Source organism: uncultured Roseibium sp. (assembly GCF_947494555.1).
Classification (GTDB): domain Bacteria; phylum Pseudomonadota; class Alphaproteobacteria; order Rhizobiales; family Stappiaceae; genus Roseibium.
In genome coordinates this window covers 12,659-29,459 of the sequence record NZ_CANLVF010000007.1, presented here as the reverse complement: position 1 = coordinate 29,459, position 16,801 = coordinate 12,659, and the positions used below count along the sequence as shown (strand labels likewise).

The following is a 16,801-nucleotide window of genomic DNA, read 5'->3' as shown; positions in this document are numbered from 1 at the left end:
AAGGGAAAGCGGTGTCAGCACAAGATGAACTGACACCGTCCAAGCGGGTTCAGCCGTTATCCGCCGAAGATCTCGGTAAACTTGATCTTGTTGGCCTGGTCTTGCTCAAGCGCCTTGGCGGGATCGAAATCCATCAGCTTGATTGCGTCGCGTGCCGGAAACCCTTCAGGAGCTGCCACGGTGGGGTGGGCCGGCAGGTAGCCCTGCGAGGAGGCAAGCTTTTGGCCTTCTTCGGAAATCAGGAAGTCCACAAACGCCTTGGCGGCATCGGGGTTTTGAGCCGTGGACAGGATTGCGACCGGTTCGGTCACGGCCGAGACACCTTCTTCCGGGAATACAAACTCGACTGGCGCACCTTTGAGTTTTTCACGGATCGGCAGGAAATCGACGACGAAGCCGTAGAGTTTTTCACCACCGGCGATCGCCTTGTAGGTGCCGCCATTGCCGCCCTTCGGGTTCGCTCCCTGGTCCGCCAGACCTTCGTAAAAGGCCCAACCCAGATCCGGATTTGATGTCAGTGCCGCCATGTGGATCGTTGCCGCACCCGATGTCAGCGGAGAGGGCATGGCCAGCTTGTCCTTGGCCTCGTCTTTCAGGAGATCCTTGTAGGAAGACGGCTTCATAGAAGCGTTCGTGTTGTAGACGATGCCGCTGGTGATCAGTTTGGTGGAAAAGTAAGTCTTGTCGTCATCCATGATCGCAGGGTCGTAGGCGGAGATGTCGGCACCTTCGTGTGCCATAAGACGACCTTCCTGCTTCAGTCCTTCCATGGTCACCATGTCGGCGATCAGAAGAACGTCCGGCTTGGGAGCACCCGCCTCGAATTCAGCGCGCAGTTTCGCCATCATCTTGGTGGTGCCGTCACGCACCCACTCGACGTCCACACCAGGGTGTTTTGCAGTGAAGGCATCAACAGTTGCCTGGGCATCTGCGTTCGGCTGGGAGGTATAGAGCACGAGCTTGCCGGTAATATCTTCGGCATAAGCGGCAGCGGAAGCCGCAACCAGAAGGCCGGCTGCAATCAGTACATTCTTCATCAGACAAATCCTTTGAGCGAAGCCGCGGGAGAGTGCGGATGGAATGTGGTTAGCAGGCTTATGTGACAGTATTTTTCGAACACTTGGTATTATTGCCGCCGCACAGAAACTTCTGAATTGAAAGCTCAGGCATAGTCCGTGGCCGGCAACCAAATGCTGCCGGTTCGGTGTCTGGAAGCCTCAGGGCATTGCCGATGCGTGACAGGTCGGCTATCACCGCGGGACCGGACAATAAATCGATTTGAGAAAGGCTCCCTTTATGAGTTCACACGGTGCTGTAGCGGAAATCGGCCTGATCGGCCTGGGCACAATGGGCGGGAACCTTGCTCTCAACATTGCTGAAAACGGATTTCAAATTGCGGTCTACAACCGGACGACGGAAAAGACCGATCAGTTCATAACAAAAGCCGGAGATCTTGCCGCGAAACTGGTGCCGTCTAAAACGCTTGAAGACTTCGTAGCGTCTATCAAGACACCGCGTGCGGTCATCCTGATGGTGCCGGCCGGTGAGGCGGTCGATGCGCAGATTGAAGCGCTGCGTCCTCTGCTCGATCCGCAGGACCTGATCATCGATGCGGGCAACGCCAACTACCACGACACCAACCGCCGCGCCAAGGAGGCCGATGAAAAAGGTCCGCGATTCCTGGGAATTGGCGTATCCGGCGGCGAAGAAGGCGCACGTTTTGGCCCATCGATCATGGGCGGCGGCGCGAATGACGCCTGGGACCAGGTCGGTCACATTCTGGAAGCCATCTCCGCAAAATATGAAGGCGAACCCTGCGCAGCCCATCTGGGAGAGGCGGGGGCAGGGCACCTTGTGAAGACCGTTCACAACGGCATTGAATATGCCGACATGCAGATGATCGCGGAAGTTTACGGCGTCATGCGGGACGGCTTCGGGATGTCCGCACAAGAGATCGGCGCCGTATTCGAAGACTGGAATGGCGGGATCCTCCAGTCCTACCTGATCGAAATATCGGGCAAGGTCGCCAAGACCGCCGATCCGGAGAGCGGCGCGCCAATGCTCGACATCATTCTGGATCGCGCAGGGCAGAAGGGGACCGGCCGCTGGACGGCGATCGAAGCCCTGATGCTTGGAACGCCGGCGAGCACAATTGAAGCTGCCGTCGCCGTGCGCAATATGTCGTCCAGGCTCGACGAACGTAAGACGGGTCAGGCGGCCTTCGGTGCGGCTCCGCAGGTCATGGACCGCAGTTTGGTCGGCATAGACGCTCTTGAAGCTGCGCTGGTTGCGGGAAAGATCGTCTGCTATGCGCAGGGTTTCGATCTTATTCTGGAAGCTGCAAAACAATATGGTTGGGCAATGCCGCTGCCGAAGATTGCAAAGATCTGGAGAAACGGCTGCATCATCCGGTCGGCAATGCTCAACGATATGTCGGCAGCGCTTACCGATGATGACGCACGTAATCTGATGCTGGCGCCATTCTTCTCAGCAAAACTGAAAGAGACCGAAAGCAGCCTGCGTCAGGTCGTTGCCCAGGCAGCGCTTCATGGACTGCCGGTGCCGGCCTTGTCGGCAGCGCTTTCCTATTTTGACATCATGCGCACGGCGCGCTCGACCGCGAATATGCTTCAGGGGCAGCGCGATTTCTTCGGAGCGCACGGGTTTGAAAGAACCGACAAGGACGGTGGCGGTTTTCACGGCCCCTGGGCAATGGGCTGACACAAAAGGCCTCCGCAGCGTGCTGCGGAGGCCTTTCTTTTGGCGAAACGCATGGGTTTCGTCAGCTGGCAGCCTGCAATCCTGCGTCCATCAGTGCCTTGATCTGCTGTTCGCTCGTGCCCGCAACAAGGCGGCCGAGTTCCTGGTTGCCTTTCAAGACAAGCAAAGTGGACCGCCGGGGGATCTTGCGTGACGTGGTGACTTCATGGCGCCTGTAATTGTCCCAGTCTACGCGCACGAAGACGATTGCGTCGTCATAGGCCGGGTTGGCCTGCCTGAGAGCGGAGATAACGCGCTCCTGGCGGGCGCAGGTTCCGCACCACGACGCGGAATAGTCCACGAAAACGATCTTGCCGCTGGCAAGGTGCTTTTGAATGAGGCCTGGCGAGTAGTCGACCATCGAACCTGCGAATGCCGGGGCCGAGAGAGTGGCTGTAGCGAGCGCTGCGCTCGCGGTTGTTAGGAGAAAGTGACGGCGGTTCATAGTTTTCCTTTCCCGATACGATCAAAACCGGACTGATAGATCCTGAAGCCAGATCGGCATGACACTCATGGCCCATGCATCAATGATGTGGTGCACGTTCATGAGGAGCAACACGCCTACCGTGATGAATACGAATCCCATGATGGGTTTGGATTTCTCCGCGATACCGCGAAGTTTGTCTGTTCTCCGGCGCAGGGTTTCTCCCGCACCAAAACCGAGCCCGACAATCAGCGTCGAAACGCCGAGTGCAAAAAAGCACATGATCAGTGCGGCCCATAGCAGGCTTTCACCTTGCGAGGCGAGTGCGATTGCACCGCCCAATGTCGGGCCGATACAGGGAGACCACACAGCCCCTAGCAGTACACCACCCAGGAACTGGCCTCGCAGGCCACTGGTATCCGTGTTGTGCAGTTTCTGGTCCGCAGAACCGGCCAGACCGGCGGCGGCAAGCTCAAACCTCTGACTAAACGCAGGGACCAGCAGCACAAGGCCGAACACAATCATCAGCGTAGCACCGGCCTTTGCCATGACGTCTTCGGTCAGTCCGATTGCGTATCCAAAAGTCGATACCAGCATGCCGAATGTCACGAAGGAAAAGCTCATGCCTGCGGCAAGGGCGAGCGGCGCGCGCCTGTCCGCATTGAGCGCCGAGGCAAGCACAATCGGCAGGACCGGCAGCACGCAGGGGTTTATCAGCGTCAACAGGCCGGCAAGATACGCCAGCGGAAGTTCGAGCATGTCGTCAATTTACCTTTGCCGGGACCGAAACCAGGGTCTTGCCGAGAGTTGCAGAACACTGGCGCATTAGTTAGGCAAAGGGATCTTAACTGTCCTCTAAACCCTCATCACAAATTTGTGGGTCGCTTTCGCTGAGCCAGTGTTTGTCCTACTGAGCGAGACCGAGCGCCGCCATGTTGGAGATGGATGCCGGGAGGCCGTCGTGGTCCCGGAGTTCGACAATAAGACGCGGGTCACTCTCGAGTTTTGACAGTGCACCGAAGACCGAGTGCCAGTTGATCGTACCTTCGCCTAGAACCCAGTGGCGGTCGGCATAGCCGTCCGCATCCTGCAGGTGAATGTGGCGCAAAGCATTACCGGCAGCCTTGACATAATAGTCTACCGGTGGCGCGCCGGTGGAGCCATGGGCATAATGCGCATGCCCGGTATCGACTGAAACCTTTACCGACTTTGAGGCGAAGCTTTCCGCCAGCTCAATACGTGCGTGGGGGTCCTTGTCTTCGATATTCTCAAGCACCAGCTCGCAGCCGATATCCTCAGCGCGCTTGACCGCATCCTTCATGGTCAGATGGCAGAGCTCGATCTTTTGCGCACGGGCGTTTTCGTAATTGTCGAGATTGTTGTGATCCCAGGTCGAGTAGGGGCTGTGAACCACCATATGGGTGCCGCCAAGCGCCTCGCAGACTTCAAGCCCCTGAAGCAGGCGTTTTCTGACGACTTCGCGGACATCCACATCGACCGTGTCGATTGTGAAGCCCCAGAAGGGGCCATGGATTCCGACGCGGCCTTCATGCCCGTCCAAAAGGGTTTTTGCGCGCTCAACGAGCGGCATCCAGTCGCCGTTCAAGGTTTCGCTCAGGCAAAAGTCCTGCAGTTCCAGGTCGCGCGGCTTGTCGAGCATCAGCTTGCGATGGGTTTCAAGTGCGTTGACGTTGAGTGCCGCGCCAAGGATCGGGAGGTCTGACATGAGATACCTGCTGAATTAGAAAATGCCAGTGCTTGATAAGGCGGTTTCCTTAACACTATTGCGACGCAGGCCGCACGAGCAATCAGTATCCACGATTTCGGTCGACATGGTGCGGTATCGCGCCTTCGGTGAGGTATTGGTGAATGTGGTCGGCAACGATTTTCGAGGCCGTGCTTGTAATTGTCGGCGCGGAAATGTGCGGCAGTACCGTGATCTTGTCATGGTGCCAGAGGGGGCTCTGCGTAGGGAGCGGTTCTTCATCGAAAACGTCCAGAACAGCATGCGACAGGTGACCCTGATCGAGCGCTGCCAGCAGCGCGCCCGTATCGACGATGGGACCGCGTGCAAAATTGATGAGTGCTGCGCCGCGCTTGCACTTTTGAAATGCCGCCGCCCCCAGCATGCCGCGGGTTTCTGTGGTCAGCGGGGTTAAAACAACAAGGATGTCTGACTGCTCAAGCACGCGGGTCAGCCCTTCCGGCCCGCCGAAGCACTCGATGCCATCCAGATTTTTTTCGCTGCGGCTCCAGCCAAGGACCTTGAACCCGTTCGCGACAAGGCGCTGGGCCGACGCGCTTCCGAGATTTCCAAGACCCAGCACGCCAATGGTGCGTTCGGCCGGGGTCTTCAGGAAATGCTCCTGCCAAACCGCCTGCCGCTGCTGCATCATGTAACGCGGCATATCCCGATGGAGATAAAGCGTCCAGGCCACCACTGCCTCTGACATCGTTTCGGCCATTTGCGGATCGGCAAGGCGAACGATAAGCGGTCCACCGGCCGGCAATTCAGTCATGAGCCGTTCGACACCGGCCCACAAGCTCTGGACCCAGACCAGATTGGGAAGTGCGGCGACATCCGCCGGGTTCGGATTGGCCACGATGGCAACTTTGGCATTGAGGCGATCTTCGTCAGTCAGGTCGCTGACATGTTTGACATGTGCGAATGCTTCCAGCGCTTTGGCGAGGTCACGCTGCCAGACTTCCTGTTCGTGGGAGTTCGCTTCGGGCACGAAAGGAATGACCGGCTTCATTCTGATGTGTCTCCTGAAAGATCGGCAGCCTTAGCCTGCCTGCCGGTCATTGGTGGAAAAGTGTCCGGAAAGACTTATGGCATGAATTGCAGCACGCACAAGCAAGGCGGCGCGGTGCCCTCAGAACTGGTGCAGGCCAAGGGTTGCAAGTGCGCCCCAGAGTTTTCGCGTTCTGTTATCTGGTTCAGCCGCGTCCGGATTGTCTTGGCCACCGGTCCGATAGGGCCATTCGACCCAGTTGATGGAAGGGGATGGTTTTGCTAGATAGCCGAGCGAGGCCGTCTCTTTCGGGTTTGCGACGTCCAGCTGAACCGTGTCGTTTTCCGTTGGCGCCAGTCGGAGGTCCCAGGAGTTGAACTCGGGGACGATCCGGGCAACCGGTTCAGGTCGGTCCTCGATGATCGAAAAGTGCCGTGGTGCCAGGCGACCTATGTTGGCCAGCAGAAAGAAATCGGCGACCCGGGCTTCATAACGGGCACGGACAAAGTCCACCTGGCTCAACAGCAGCTCGCGCTCCCCATCCAGGACATCGAGGAGGGACCGCTGACCGCTGTCGAACTCCACCTGGAGACCTTTGACGGCCCGTTTGTTGGCCGCGATCGCGCGTTTTTCCGCCGCTGCCCGTCGCTGCGATGCGGCGCGTTGTCTGATGGCCCTAATGACATTTTCCCGGATGATCTGTTGTGTGTCGTCCAGTTCGTACTCTTCCTGTGCGGCGGTGAATTTCGCGCGCCGGACGGCGGCGACGTTGCGACCGCCGGTGAACAAGGGTGCCGTCACACGCAGACCGAGCCGAAACTCTTCATCGTTCTGGTCGGACAGGTCGTCCTGATAACCGTTCTCCCATGCGCTTTCGACTGCAACCCGCGGCAACATATCCCCGACTGACGCTCTGGCAGCATACCTGGCGGCACGGGCGTCTGCGGTTGCAGCGCGGATGGAAGGGTTGTTCTGCAGCGCGATCGAAACGGCGTCGTCTTCGCCTGCAGGAAGAATTGACTTCGGAACGGCTGGCCATCCGAGTTTGGCGGGCTTTTGACCGGTCAGCCGCTCGAACAGGGCTTCGGATGCCTCAAGATCGCCAACGGCCTGGTCGCTGTTACCCTGTGCCTCAGCCAGCCGGGCAAGAGCCTGCTCGATATCGGTTCTGGTCGCATCACCCGACTTGTAGCGCACACGGGCCGCATTCACTTCCCGCTGGACGACGGCGGTGTACGCCTTGAGGCGGCTCAGGATTTCCCGGTCCCGAACGACGCGAAGATAAGCGTCCGCCGTGTTGAGCATTAGTGTCTGTTCAACGCCGATCAGTTGGCTGCGACCCGAGGCCGCTTGTTCATATGCCTGGTTCAGCCGGTTCACGCCAGCCAGTCCCTGAAACAAGGTTTGAGAGACCGTCAGGTTAAGTTCGTGGGTGAACTCGCGGTCGCGGCTATTGGTACTCTCCAAGCTGTAGGCATTGTGTTCTGCAAGGTAGGAGCCCGTGACTGTCGGCAAAAACTCCGAACGGGCTGTCCACACACCCTGATTGGTTGCCTGATAACGCGATCTTTCTGCTTTGAGACGCGGATTGACCGCGTAAGCAGAGGACATGGCCTCTTCAAGCGATTGAGCCACAGCGAGCGCCGGTGCGAGAGACAGCATGACCAGAGATAGTCCTGCAATCGTAATTGCCGGACAGATCCTGATCCCTCGCAGGAGCTCCTGAGGGTCGAAGAAGAAAGTCATTGCAGCGCCATTTTTGTTATCTGCCGCAAAAGTAAATTTACATGGTTAACCAATCGTAAGTGCGCCACCAGAATTTCTGGTGAAATTCATGTAAATTCATCCGTAGTAAAAATACCCACGATTGAATAAAATTCTAAATTTGCAGATTTTCTTCCTTGAAAATAGTATATCTGTTCATCTTTGAGTTGAAGTGAAATAAAAATCTAGAAGTATTGCTGAATTAATCGATGTGAATCAGAATTTCAGCTCTATTTGAGGTCTGGTTTTGAGCGGTTTAATTCAATGAAATCAGGAGGTCAGGCTCGATGAGTGATTGAACTCCTGTCATTGGGGGATTTCAGTACTCATCGAATTGCAGCCTAAATGTATTCGATCTTTCCGTGGGAAATTGCAAAATGCAACGCCGGTTCCGAAGCCTATTTTCAGGAAGTGGGCTGCGCCGGCAAAAGTGTAAAGGCGAGACCTCAGGCACCTGCGCGCAATGGCATGAATGGACGATTTTTTCAGAGAAAAGATCAGTATTTTTTACGGTGCAGTTGTAAAGGGAGAAACCTGTTTCCTCTTATTTTTCAATATCTAAGCCCTGAAGAGAAGGTGCGTCATTGAAAACTTTTTCGAAACCGCTCAGGTTTTCCTAAAATTTTATCGTTATTATTATCAATGCTGAATTGATTTTTTTGCAAAACATACCGGCCCGGGCGATGCACTCGCGCTGTCCGGCCGATGCTTATGTGATTTCTGTCATTAGGTACTGAAAGCCTCAGGCAATGTTAGCGAAAATCAAATTTACGCAGGTCGATAGCGCCTATGGTCGGCTGAAAAACGAGATTCTGCAGGGTGTTTTACCGCCCGGCTATCAGGCACCGGAACCGGATATAGCAAATCGCCTGGGAATGAGCAGAACACCGGTTCGGGAAGCGCTGATCCGTCTTGAAGCGGAAGGTCTCGTCGATCTTGTACCGCGGCGCGGTGCGCGCGTGGTCGCTATTTCCAGAAAAGATATCTGCGAGATTTTTGAGATACTTGCAGCGCTCGAAGCGCTTGCGGCTGGAGCGGCGGCTGGTGTTGAAGCAGAACAACTGCCGCTGGATGATATCGGCCGCGTGCTATCGGAAAGTGGCTCAGCCCTCGCTTCCAGTGATATCGGAGCGTGGGCAAACCTGGACGATGCGTTTCACAGGCTGATCGCAGGGCTTTGCGGCAACGATAGGCTGGAAGCGGAAATCGCCGGGTTCCTCGACCAGGTCTACCGTGCCAATACGGTCTTGCTGCGTCTGAACAAGGCACCTGCTGCCAACGTGGATGATCACCGGAAAATCGTCGAAGCCATTGCACGAGGTGATGATGAAGCTGCGTCCGAACGTGCCCGTCAGCATCGTTTAAGTGGCCTGAACACCATGAAGGTCCTTTTGCAGACCAGCGGTCTTTCGCAGGTCTAGTCCGGGATCTTTTGCCGCTCGCGAAACGCAGCGGCGTCCGGCCCGTTCTTACCGTCCCGGCGCGGGTCCGGTCGATTGACCCACGATGAGTTCGGCATCGAGGTGGAGCGACGATGAAGGCCGCTTCGGATCAGCGACAATGTCGAGGAGCAGCTCAGCAGCCCTTTGACCGGCATATCTCACTGAAGAGCGGGTACACGTGAAGATCGGAACTTCGCCACTGTTGGGCAGGAACGACAGGGCATCGTCATGGGTGATGATAGATATGTCCTTGCCTGTCACCAGCCCGCATTGACCAATTGCGCGGGCAACGCCGATCGCCGAAATCATCGAAGACACCAAAAACGCGGTCGGCGGATGCTCGGATTTCAGCATCTCCATCGCGTTGTCACAGCCGTAAGGCTCGGTCATGTCGGAACTGCGCATGATGGATGTGTCGGGTTCCAGGCCGCGGGCCGAAAGTGCGTCTTCAAAACCCTTGCGCCGCCGCCGGGCGAAATCCATATGCTCCAGGCCGTTGAGAAGCGCGATCCGTTTATGTCCGAGATCGAGAAGAAGATTGGTTGCCCGCTCGAAAGCGCGGCGATTGTTCATGTCGACCCAGGAAGTCTCCTGTTCTGCCCCGGGTATCCGGCCATGCACGACAAAAGGCAGATTGATTGCCTGCAGCAGTTCATGGCGGCTTTCATTGGCCGCCGGGCCGTGAATGATCACGCCATCAGCTTTTTTTCGGGTTGCTATCTGGCGGTAGGCGTCCTCTTCGTGATCGTCTTCTACCACGGAAATGATCATGTCGTAGCCGTGTTTGGAGTATGTTTCTCCTGCTCCGGCAATGAATTCCAGAAAGATCGGGTTCATCATTTCGTGGATCGATCTGGGGATGACGTGTCCGATCGCCATTGAGCGTCCGGTCGCCAGACGCCGTGCCTGACTGTTGGGAGCATAGCCAAGCTTGTCGGCCATTTCCGCGACCCGGCGACGGGTCTCGGCGCTGACCTCGGGATATCCGTTCAAGGCACGGCTGACGGTCGTCTGTGAAAGATTCAGCCGATTTGATAATTCCTTGAGATTTACACCCTTGCTCATTCTGGCCCAAAACGCTTTGAAAGCGCCCTCCCTTCAGGCTGTTATTGAAATGCAACATTAATTCGTGAGTTGTTCGCTTGACAAGAGCGAAGTGTGCAGACATCTTTAGGATCAAATCCAAAGCGGTTTGGATGCCGGGTTCCGGTTGGTTTACGGCACGGAGGAGGAGCCTCGGTATTGCTGCCGGTAGGTGAGGTGTGCCACTTTAAAGGGAATGTCCCACGAAAGGGACAATCTGGGAGGACTGACATGAAATCACGTTTGATGGCCTGCGCCGCAGGCTTGGCGCTAAGCGTTTCGCTGGGTTTTGGAGCTGCGAGCGCCGCTGACCTGAAATTTGCCCCCGGCGAAGGGCCTTTCGATTGGGACAGCTACAATGCCTGGGCTGAAAGTGCGCCTGATCTCAAAGGTCAGACCGTTACTATCGCCGGTCCGTGGCTGCAGCCTGAAGACGGCTACTTCCGAAACGTTCTTGCCTATTTCGCGGAAGCGACCGGGGCAGAGGTCATCTACACCGGATCCGACTCTTTCGAACAGCAGATCGTCATTGACGCGGAAGCCGGTGCGGCTCCGAACATCGCTGTCTTCCCGCAGCCCGGCCTTGCCTCCGATATGGCCTCGCGGGGCCTGTTGCAGCCGCTGCCTGAGGGTATGGCAAGCTGGGTCGGCGACAACTATGGCGCCGGTGAAAGCTGGGTCAATCTTGGAACCTACAAGGATGCCGATGGCAACGATCAGCTCTTCGGCTTCTTCTACAACGTCAATGTGAAAAGCCTCGTCTGGTACGTTCCGGAAAACTTTGAAGATGCCGGATACGAAGTGCCGGAATCGATGGAAGATCTCAAGGCGCTGACAGAACAGATCGTTGCCGATGGTGAAACACCGTGGTGCATCGGTCTGGGTTCGGGCGCTGCCACAGGGTGGCCGGCCACTGACTGGGTAGAAGACATGATGCTGCGGACCCAGCCGGCAGATGTCTATGACCAGTGGGTGACCAATGAAATTCCGTTCGACGACGAGCGGGTCGTTGCCGCCATCGAGGAGTTCGGCTGGTTCGCACGCGACGACGACAAGGTTGCCGGAGGCGCTGACGCGGTCGCATCGACCGACTTCCGCGACAGCCCCAAGGGTCTCTTCTCCTCACCGCCGCAATGCTACCTGCACCGGCAGGCCTCATTTGTGCCGGCTTTCTTCCCAGACGGCGTCGAATTCGGCGCAGATGTCGATTTCTTCTATTTGCCTGCCTATGCCGGCAAGGATCTCGGCAATCCGGTTCTGGGCGGTGGCACGCTGATGGCGGTCACCAAGCCGTCCGACGCGACGACGGAGCTGATGAAGTTCTTCCAGCTGCCGCTGTCGCACGAAGTGATGATGGCTCAAACCGGCTTTCTGACACCGCACAAGGGTGTAAATCCGGAAGCCTATCTGAACGACACGTTGCGCGGTCAGGGCGAAATCCTCGTCAACGCCACAACCTTCCGCTTTGACGGATCCGACCTGATGCCAGGCGGTGTCGGTGCAGGAACATTCTGGACCGGTATGGTCGACTACACCGGTGGCAAGGACGCCAAGGCGGTCGCCGGTGAAATCCAGAATAGCTGGGACGCTCTCAAGTGATCTTGCAGTGGCCGGACCCTGCAACAGGTCCGGCCACTGCCGACTGATACGAAAGCGCATTTAACGCTCCTTTTTCCCCAAGACAGGTTTTGCCCGGACATGCCGGGAGCGATCTGCAATGACTAAAGGGATGGATCGGCCATGTTTTCGGATAACCCGGCGCTCTACGGGCTGACGGTAATTGTAATTGGTGTCGGCGGCTGCCTCGGATACTTCTTTTTGTCGAACCTGTTCATCGACAAGGTTCTTTTTCCAGCCTCTGGCCCGAATGCCGGACGGAACATCAATCGTGCGAACATGATCCGCCCCTGGCTGTTCCTGTTCCCCGCTCTGTTCGCGCTGGTCGTCTATCTTGCCTACCCCGTCTTTGAAACCTTGCGTCTTTCGCTGACGGACAGGGACCAGGGCGGCGCGTTTGTCGGGTTCGCCAACTACAACCAGATGATGGCGGAGCCGAAGTTCTGGGAAGCGGTCCGGAACAACATGCTCTGGCTGATCGTCGTTCCCGCCGTTTCGACAGCGTTTGGTCTGCTCGTTGCCCAGCTGACGGACAGGATCAAGTGGGGCAATCTGGCCAAGTCTCTTATATTCATGCCGATGGCAATTTCGTTTGTCGGCGCTTCGGTGATCTTCAAACTGATTTACGACACGCGTCCTGAAGACCAGAACCAGATCGGCATCTTGAATGCGGTCTGGCTAAAGTTTGACGGCGGCATCGGGTCGGTACTGCTCCTGCAGGTACTGCCGTCCATGCTGCTGCTTGGTTTCGTGGTGATCGTCGCTTCCGTTGCCTGGTCCTTTGTCCGGGCAATCGTTGCCAAGGGCGAAGATCATTCAGGTTGGCTGTTGCCATTGCGTCTTCTGGTGGCGGTTGGTGCCCTGTGGCTGATCTGGGTGTCGCTCAGTTCGCTGGCGGGCATTTGGATCGGTGGGCTACCTTATGGCGAAGCTCAAACCTGGTTGACGGTTCCGTTATGGAACAATTTCTTCCTGATGGTGGTCCTGATCTGGATTCAGACCGGTTTCGCCATGGTGATCCTGTCTGCCGCCCTGCGGGGCATTCCGGAAGAGACGATCGAAGCGGCTATCATCGACGGGGCAAATCCTTTCCAGATCTTTTTCAAGATCAAGGTTCCGCAGATTATGGGAACCATTGTGGTCGTTTGGACCACGATCACACTGACCGTTTTGAAAGTCTTCGACATCGTCTTTGCGATGACCAATGGCCAGTGGGAAACCCAGGTTCTGGCAAACTACATGTACGACAAGCTGTTTCGTGCGAATGACTGGGGCGTCGGTTCAGCGAGCGCGATCGTTATCATGCTGTTGGTCACGCCTATCCTGGTCTGGAACGTCTACAACGCCCGGAAGGAGATGAAGTGATGGCCAGCATTGCCGGTAAAAAATCCGGACTGGTTTGGGCAGTCCACATCTCCGTCGCTTTGCTTGTGCTGCTCTGGCTGTTTCCGACGATCGGTCTGTTCGTATCGTCATTCCGGACCGCGGATCAGATTTCGAGCTCCGGATGGTGGGCCGCGCTGTTTCCAGCGGAACAGAACGAAGTCTATCGGGCCGCCGATCCGGATGACAACAGGGTGGCAGACGGCGACATGTTCGTCGTTGAAGGCAATATTTTTGAAGGCAGTCCGCGGGATATCCGGTCCTGGGGTGTCTCCTCGCGCGATGTCTCGGCCTATCAGCCCGGCGATACCGCCGAAATGAAAGACGGGGAAAGCGTGACCCTCCAGGCTGACGGAAGCTATGTCTGGCGCGGTAATGACAAGCAACTCTCCGGCCGCGGGCAGCGGATTTTCATCACGGCAACGGTGCCGCCTGAGTTCACGCTCGACAACTACACCACGATCCTCTTTTCGGGGTCGGGCCAGGACAATATGGCCAAGGCGTTCTTCAACACACTCACGGTGACGATACCGGCAACGATCATTCCGATCGTAGTGGCGGCCTTTGCCGCCTATGCCCTTGCCTGGATGGAGTTTCCGGGCCGCGCGATCCTGATCGCGGCAGTGGTTGGAATGCTGGTCGTCCCGCTTCAGCTGGCGCTCATTCCGCTGTTGAGACTGCATCTCGGTATCGGGATCGGGAAAGGGTATCTCGGTGTCTGGCTGGCGCATACCGCCTTTGGCATGCCGCTCGCGGTCTATCTGCTGCGAAACTACATGGTTGGCCTGCCGCGGGACATCATCGAGAATGCGAAGGTGGATGGTGCGACCGATTTCCAGATCTTTACCCGGATCATCCTTCCACTCAGTTTTCCGGCACTGGCGTCCTTTGCGATCTTCCAGTTCCTGTGGACCTGGAACGATCTTCTGGTGGCAAAGGTGTTCCTGATCGACGCGACGGGTTCGACAACGGTGATGACGAACCAGATCGTCGAGTTGCTCGGAACCAGAGGCGGCAACTGGGAGATCCTTGCAACAGCTGCCTTCGTGTCCATTGCGGTACCGCTTGGGGTTTTCTTTGCGATGCAACGGTATCTGGTACGCGGCCTGCTCGCAGGATCGGTCAAGTAACATGAACAAGAAACACATTGGGGAGCAGCCGGCATGACCTCCTTGTCCTTGAAAGATGTCAGCAAATCTTATGGCGAAGTCGAAGTTTTGCGGGATATCAACCTGGAAATCGAACAGGGTGAACTGATCGTATTCGTCGGCCCCTCGGGGTGCGGTAAATCGACATTGCTCCGCATGATCGCCGGCCTTGAGAAAATCACTGGGGGAACGCTCGAAATCGACGATGTCGTCGTCAACGACGTGCCCCCGGCGCAGCGCGGCATTGCGATGGTGTTCCAGTCATATGCGCTTTATCCGCACATGACCGTTTACGACAATATGGCGTTTGCCCTGAAGCTTGCGCACAAATCCAAGGAAGAGATCGACCAGGCGGTCAAAAGCGCCGCCGAGACGCTTCAGCTCACGCAATACCTCGATCGCCTGCCGAAGGCGCTTTCAGGCGGGCAGCGTCAGCGCGTTGCCATCGGAAGGTCGATTGTGCGTGATCCGAAAGTGTTCCTTTTCGATGAGCCTCTTTCCAATCTGGACGCCGCGCTGCGGGTCGCGACCAGGATCGAGATCGCCCAGCTGAAGGAAAGCATGCCGGAAAGCACGATGATCTATGTGACGCATGATCAGGTCGAAGCGATGACACTTGCAAGCCGGATCGTGGTGTTGCATGGCGGTGACGTGGAGCAGTTCGGCGCGCCGTTGGACCTCTATGAGCGCCCTGCGAACACGTTTGTCGCCCAGTTTATCGGGTCGCCCGCGATGAATCTCATCGAGGCAAAAGTCACCGCTACCGGCGACACCACTTCAGTTCAAATGTCCGATGGCGGGCATGCTGATGCACCCATTGCGTCGCGTGACAGTGACCTGGGGAATGTCGTCAAGCTCGGTGTCCGGCCGGAAGACCTGACAGTCACCGAAAGCGATGACTACCTGGTGTCGGCGGAGGTTGAAATTGTCGAAGCACTCGGAGAGACGACAGTGCTTTATTTCAAGCCGCAGAACGGGGGGGAGTCCCTCATTGCAAAGCTCCCCGGAATTCACAAGATCGACAAGGGCACAACAATCCGGCTCACTGCCGTGCAGGACAAACTGCATCTGTTCGACAGTGATGGCAGATCCTTTTTGTATCGCTAGGGCTGCGTTCTTCAGGTGACGGCCACAAAACAATAGAAAGTTCCTCCCAGCCCCTGTTCCCCCGTTAAGGGGGGCAGGGTGCTGGCCGATCCCAGCCGGAAACACCCGGGTCACACCGTGTTGTGCCGGGTGTCTCACGAAAGACCTGCCGGCGCTGCCGGGCGTACGTGGTCTGGCCGTAGCACACTCTTTCACAGATCGAATTTCTGAGACGCAAGCAGCCAGGCCTGGTGGCACGTCTATCCTTCCCATCCTCCCGTTTCGTCAGTGGCCGGCACCGAACCGGCTGTAAAGCACCGTCTGGACCGTGTGCAGGTTCACGTGGCAGCGCAAGTGTCATATCATTTTCATATGAACGTCGAATAAGGTTCATATGAAAATGATTTTTCATGCTTTGAATTTGAACGATTGGAGTTCAAGTCAAAGCGCTTGCAAACCAATCCGCTTAGCGAAGCCGCTGGCGTGGAAAAACAGGTATCAGGTCGGAAGCAAATGCTTGGTGAGGTTGATATTTCGAAACGACAGGCCGAAATCGCCGATCTCGTGCAAAAGGCAGGGTTTGCCTCGGTCGAAGAGCTTGCCGAACGGTTTGATGTGACAACTCAGACAATCCGAAGGGATGTGAACGGGTTGTGCGAACTGGGTGTCCTACGCCGTACTCACGGAGGTGTGGAGCCTCCAGCGCCGGCCTCCAACATTCATTATTCGACACGGCAAATTCTGAACCTGCCTGAAAAGATGCTCATTGCAAAACTGGTGGGCGAGAAGATCGAGAACAATCAATCCGTTGCTTTTTCGATCGGAACGACGCCGGAAATCGTCATGCAGGCACTCACCGGTCACGAAAAGCTCGCCGTCTTCACGAACAATCTGAACGTTGCCTTCACCGCCTCGAGCAATCCGTCCTTCCAGGTTACGATCGCGGGCGGGCGTCTTCGCCATGGCGACCGGGACATTCTCGGCTCGGCGGCACAGGCTTTCTTTTCGAACTACAAGGTGGATGTCGGCATCTTCGGCGTCGCTGGCGTTGATGAAGACGGGACGCTCCTGGATTTCCACGAGGATGAAGTCGCCGCACGCCAATCGATTCTCGCCAATTGCCGAAAATCCTATCTCGTGCTGGACCACAGCAAGTTTGGCCGGACGGCTCATGTGCGCGGCGGCCAACTGAAAGATGTTGATGCCGTATTCTGTGACAGGGCCATCCCTGATGCGTTTTTGGAAAGTCTGCGAGGTTCAAAGACCGAGGTCCATACCGCGCTTGACCAGAATTCCGTCTGACGGCGGCATTGCCCTTCAAACTGCGGCAAACCAATTGTTCCCGAATGTAACTGGTGT

Annotated in this window: 14 protein-coding genes; 7 read left to right on the top strand and 7 right to left on the bottom strand. The window is 56.7% G+C overall.

Annotation, left to right across the window (positions count from 1 at the left end):
• Window positions 1-56: 56 nt before the first annotated feature.
• The gene (locus tag Q0915_RS27440) at window positions 57-1,037 is read right to left on the bottom strand and encodes an ABC transporter substrate-binding protein (protein WP_299483365.1); all 981 of its coding nucleotides are present in this window, start codon (window positions 1,035-1,037) and stop codon (window positions 57-59) included.
• Between the two features lie 259 nt (window positions 1,038-1,296).
• Between Q0915_RS27440 and gndA the strand changes: the two genes are divergently transcribed.
• The gene (gene gndA, locus Q0915_RS27435) at window positions 1,297-2,721 is read left to right on the top strand and encodes an NADP-dependent phosphogluconate dehydrogenase (RefSeq protein ID WP_299483367.1); all 1,425 of its coding nucleotides are present in this window, start codon (window positions 1,297-1,299) and stop codon (window positions 2,719-2,721) included.
• Window positions 2,722-2,782: 61 nt separating this feature from the next.
• Here gndA and Q0915_RS27430 read toward each other — a convergent pair whose 3' ends face one another.
• From Q0915_RS27430 to Q0915_RS27410, 5 genes are all read right to left on the bottom strand, one after another.
• Window positions 2,783-3,205 (bottom strand): thioredoxin family protein, encoded by a 423-nt coding sequence (locus Q0915_RS27430; protein WP_299483368.1) that lies wholly within the window; start codon window positions 3,203-3,205, stop codon window positions 2,783-2,785.
• Between the two features lie 21 nt (window positions 3,206-3,226).
• Window positions 3,227-3,943: a cytochrome c biogenesis CcdA family protein gene (locus Q0915_RS27425; protein WP_299483369.1), complete on the bottom strand. Its 717-nt coding sequence runs from the start codon at window positions 3,941-3,943 to the stop codon at window positions 3,227-3,229.
• A gap of 148 nt (window positions 3,944-4,091) precedes the next feature.
• The gene (locus Q0915_RS27420) at window positions 4,092-4,910 is read right to left on the bottom strand and encodes a TIM barrel protein (RefSeq protein ID WP_299483371.1); all 819 of its coding nucleotides are present in this window, start codon (window positions 4,908-4,910) and stop codon (window positions 4,092-4,094) included.
• 82 nt (window positions 4,911-4,992) lie between these two features.
• On the bottom strand, window positions 4,993-5,940 hold the full coding sequence (locus Q0915_RS27415) for a glyoxylate/hydroxypyruvate reductase A (RefSeq protein WP_299483372.1): 948 nt from the start codon (window positions 5,938-5,940) through the stop codon (window positions 4,993-4,995).
• Between the two features lie 120 nt (window positions 5,941-6,060).
• A complete protein-coding gene (locus Q0915_RS27410; RefSeq protein ID WP_299483374.1) occupies window positions 6,061-7,665 on the bottom strand; it encodes a TolC family outer membrane protein in 1,605 nt (534 codons plus the stop codon).
• A gap of 767 nt (window positions 7,666-8,432) precedes the next feature.
• On the opposite strand from Q0915_RS27410, the gene Q0915_RS27405 reads away from it, so the two are divergent.
• Window positions 8,433-9,104, top strand: coding sequence for a GntR family transcriptional regulator (locus Q0915_RS27405; RefSeq protein ID WP_299483376.1), 672 nt, complete (start codon window positions 8,433-8,435; stop codon window positions 9,102-9,104).
• Window positions 9,105-9,152: 48 nt separating this feature from the next.
• Here Q0915_RS27405 and Q0915_RS27400 read toward each other — a convergent pair whose 3' ends face one another.
• Complete coding sequence (locus tag Q0915_RS27400) at window positions 9,153-10,190, bottom strand: substrate-binding domain-containing protein (protein ID WP_299483378.1); 1,038 nt, start codon at window positions 10,188-10,190, stop codon at window positions 9,153-9,155.
• 249 nt (window positions 10,191-10,439) lie between these two features.
• Here Q0915_RS27400 and Q0915_RS27395 point away from each other — a divergent pair, with 249 nt between their 5' ends.
• The 5 genes from Q0915_RS27395 to Q0915_RS27375 all read left to right on the top strand — a co-directional run bounded on the left by Q0915_RS27395 (window position 10,440) and on the right by Q0915_RS27375 (window position 16,744).
• Window positions 10,440-11,807, top strand: a complete 1,368-nt coding sequence (locus Q0915_RS27395; protein WP_299483380.1) for an ABC transporter substrate-binding protein — start codon at window positions 10,440-10,442, stop codon at window positions 11,805-11,807.
• Between the two features lie 141 nt (window positions 11,808-11,948).
• Complete coding sequence (locus tag Q0915_RS27390; RefSeq protein WP_299483382.1) at window positions 11,949-13,190, top strand: sugar ABC transporter permease; 1,242 nt, start codon at window positions 11,949-11,951, stop codon at window positions 13,188-13,190.
• Entirely contained in the window at window positions 13,190-14,338 is a 1,149-nt protein-coding gene (locus tag Q0915_RS27385) for a carbohydrate ABC transporter permease (RefSeq protein WP_299483384.1), read from the top strand. The genes Q0915_RS27390 and Q0915_RS27385 overlap by 1 nt, the downstream gene beginning before the upstream one ends.
• A 33-nt stretch (window positions 14,339-14,371) precedes the next feature.
• Window positions 14,372-15,463 carry a sn-glycerol-3-phosphate ABC transporter ATP-binding protein UgpC gene (gene ugpC, locus Q0915_RS27380; RefSeq protein ID WP_299483386.1) on the top strand — a complete coding sequence of 364 codons (1,092 nt, stop codon included), beginning with the start codon at window positions 14,372-14,374 and terminating at the stop codon, window positions 15,461-15,463.
• A gap of 492 nt (window positions 15,464-15,955) precedes the next feature.
• The gene (locus Q0915_RS27375) at window positions 15,956-16,744 is read left to right on the top strand and encodes a DeoR/GlpR family DNA-binding transcription regulator (RefSeq protein WP_299483387.1); all 789 of its coding nucleotides are present in this window, start codon (window positions 15,956-15,958) and stop codon (window positions 16,742-16,744) included.
• Window positions 16,745-16,801 lie beyond the last annotated feature (57 nt).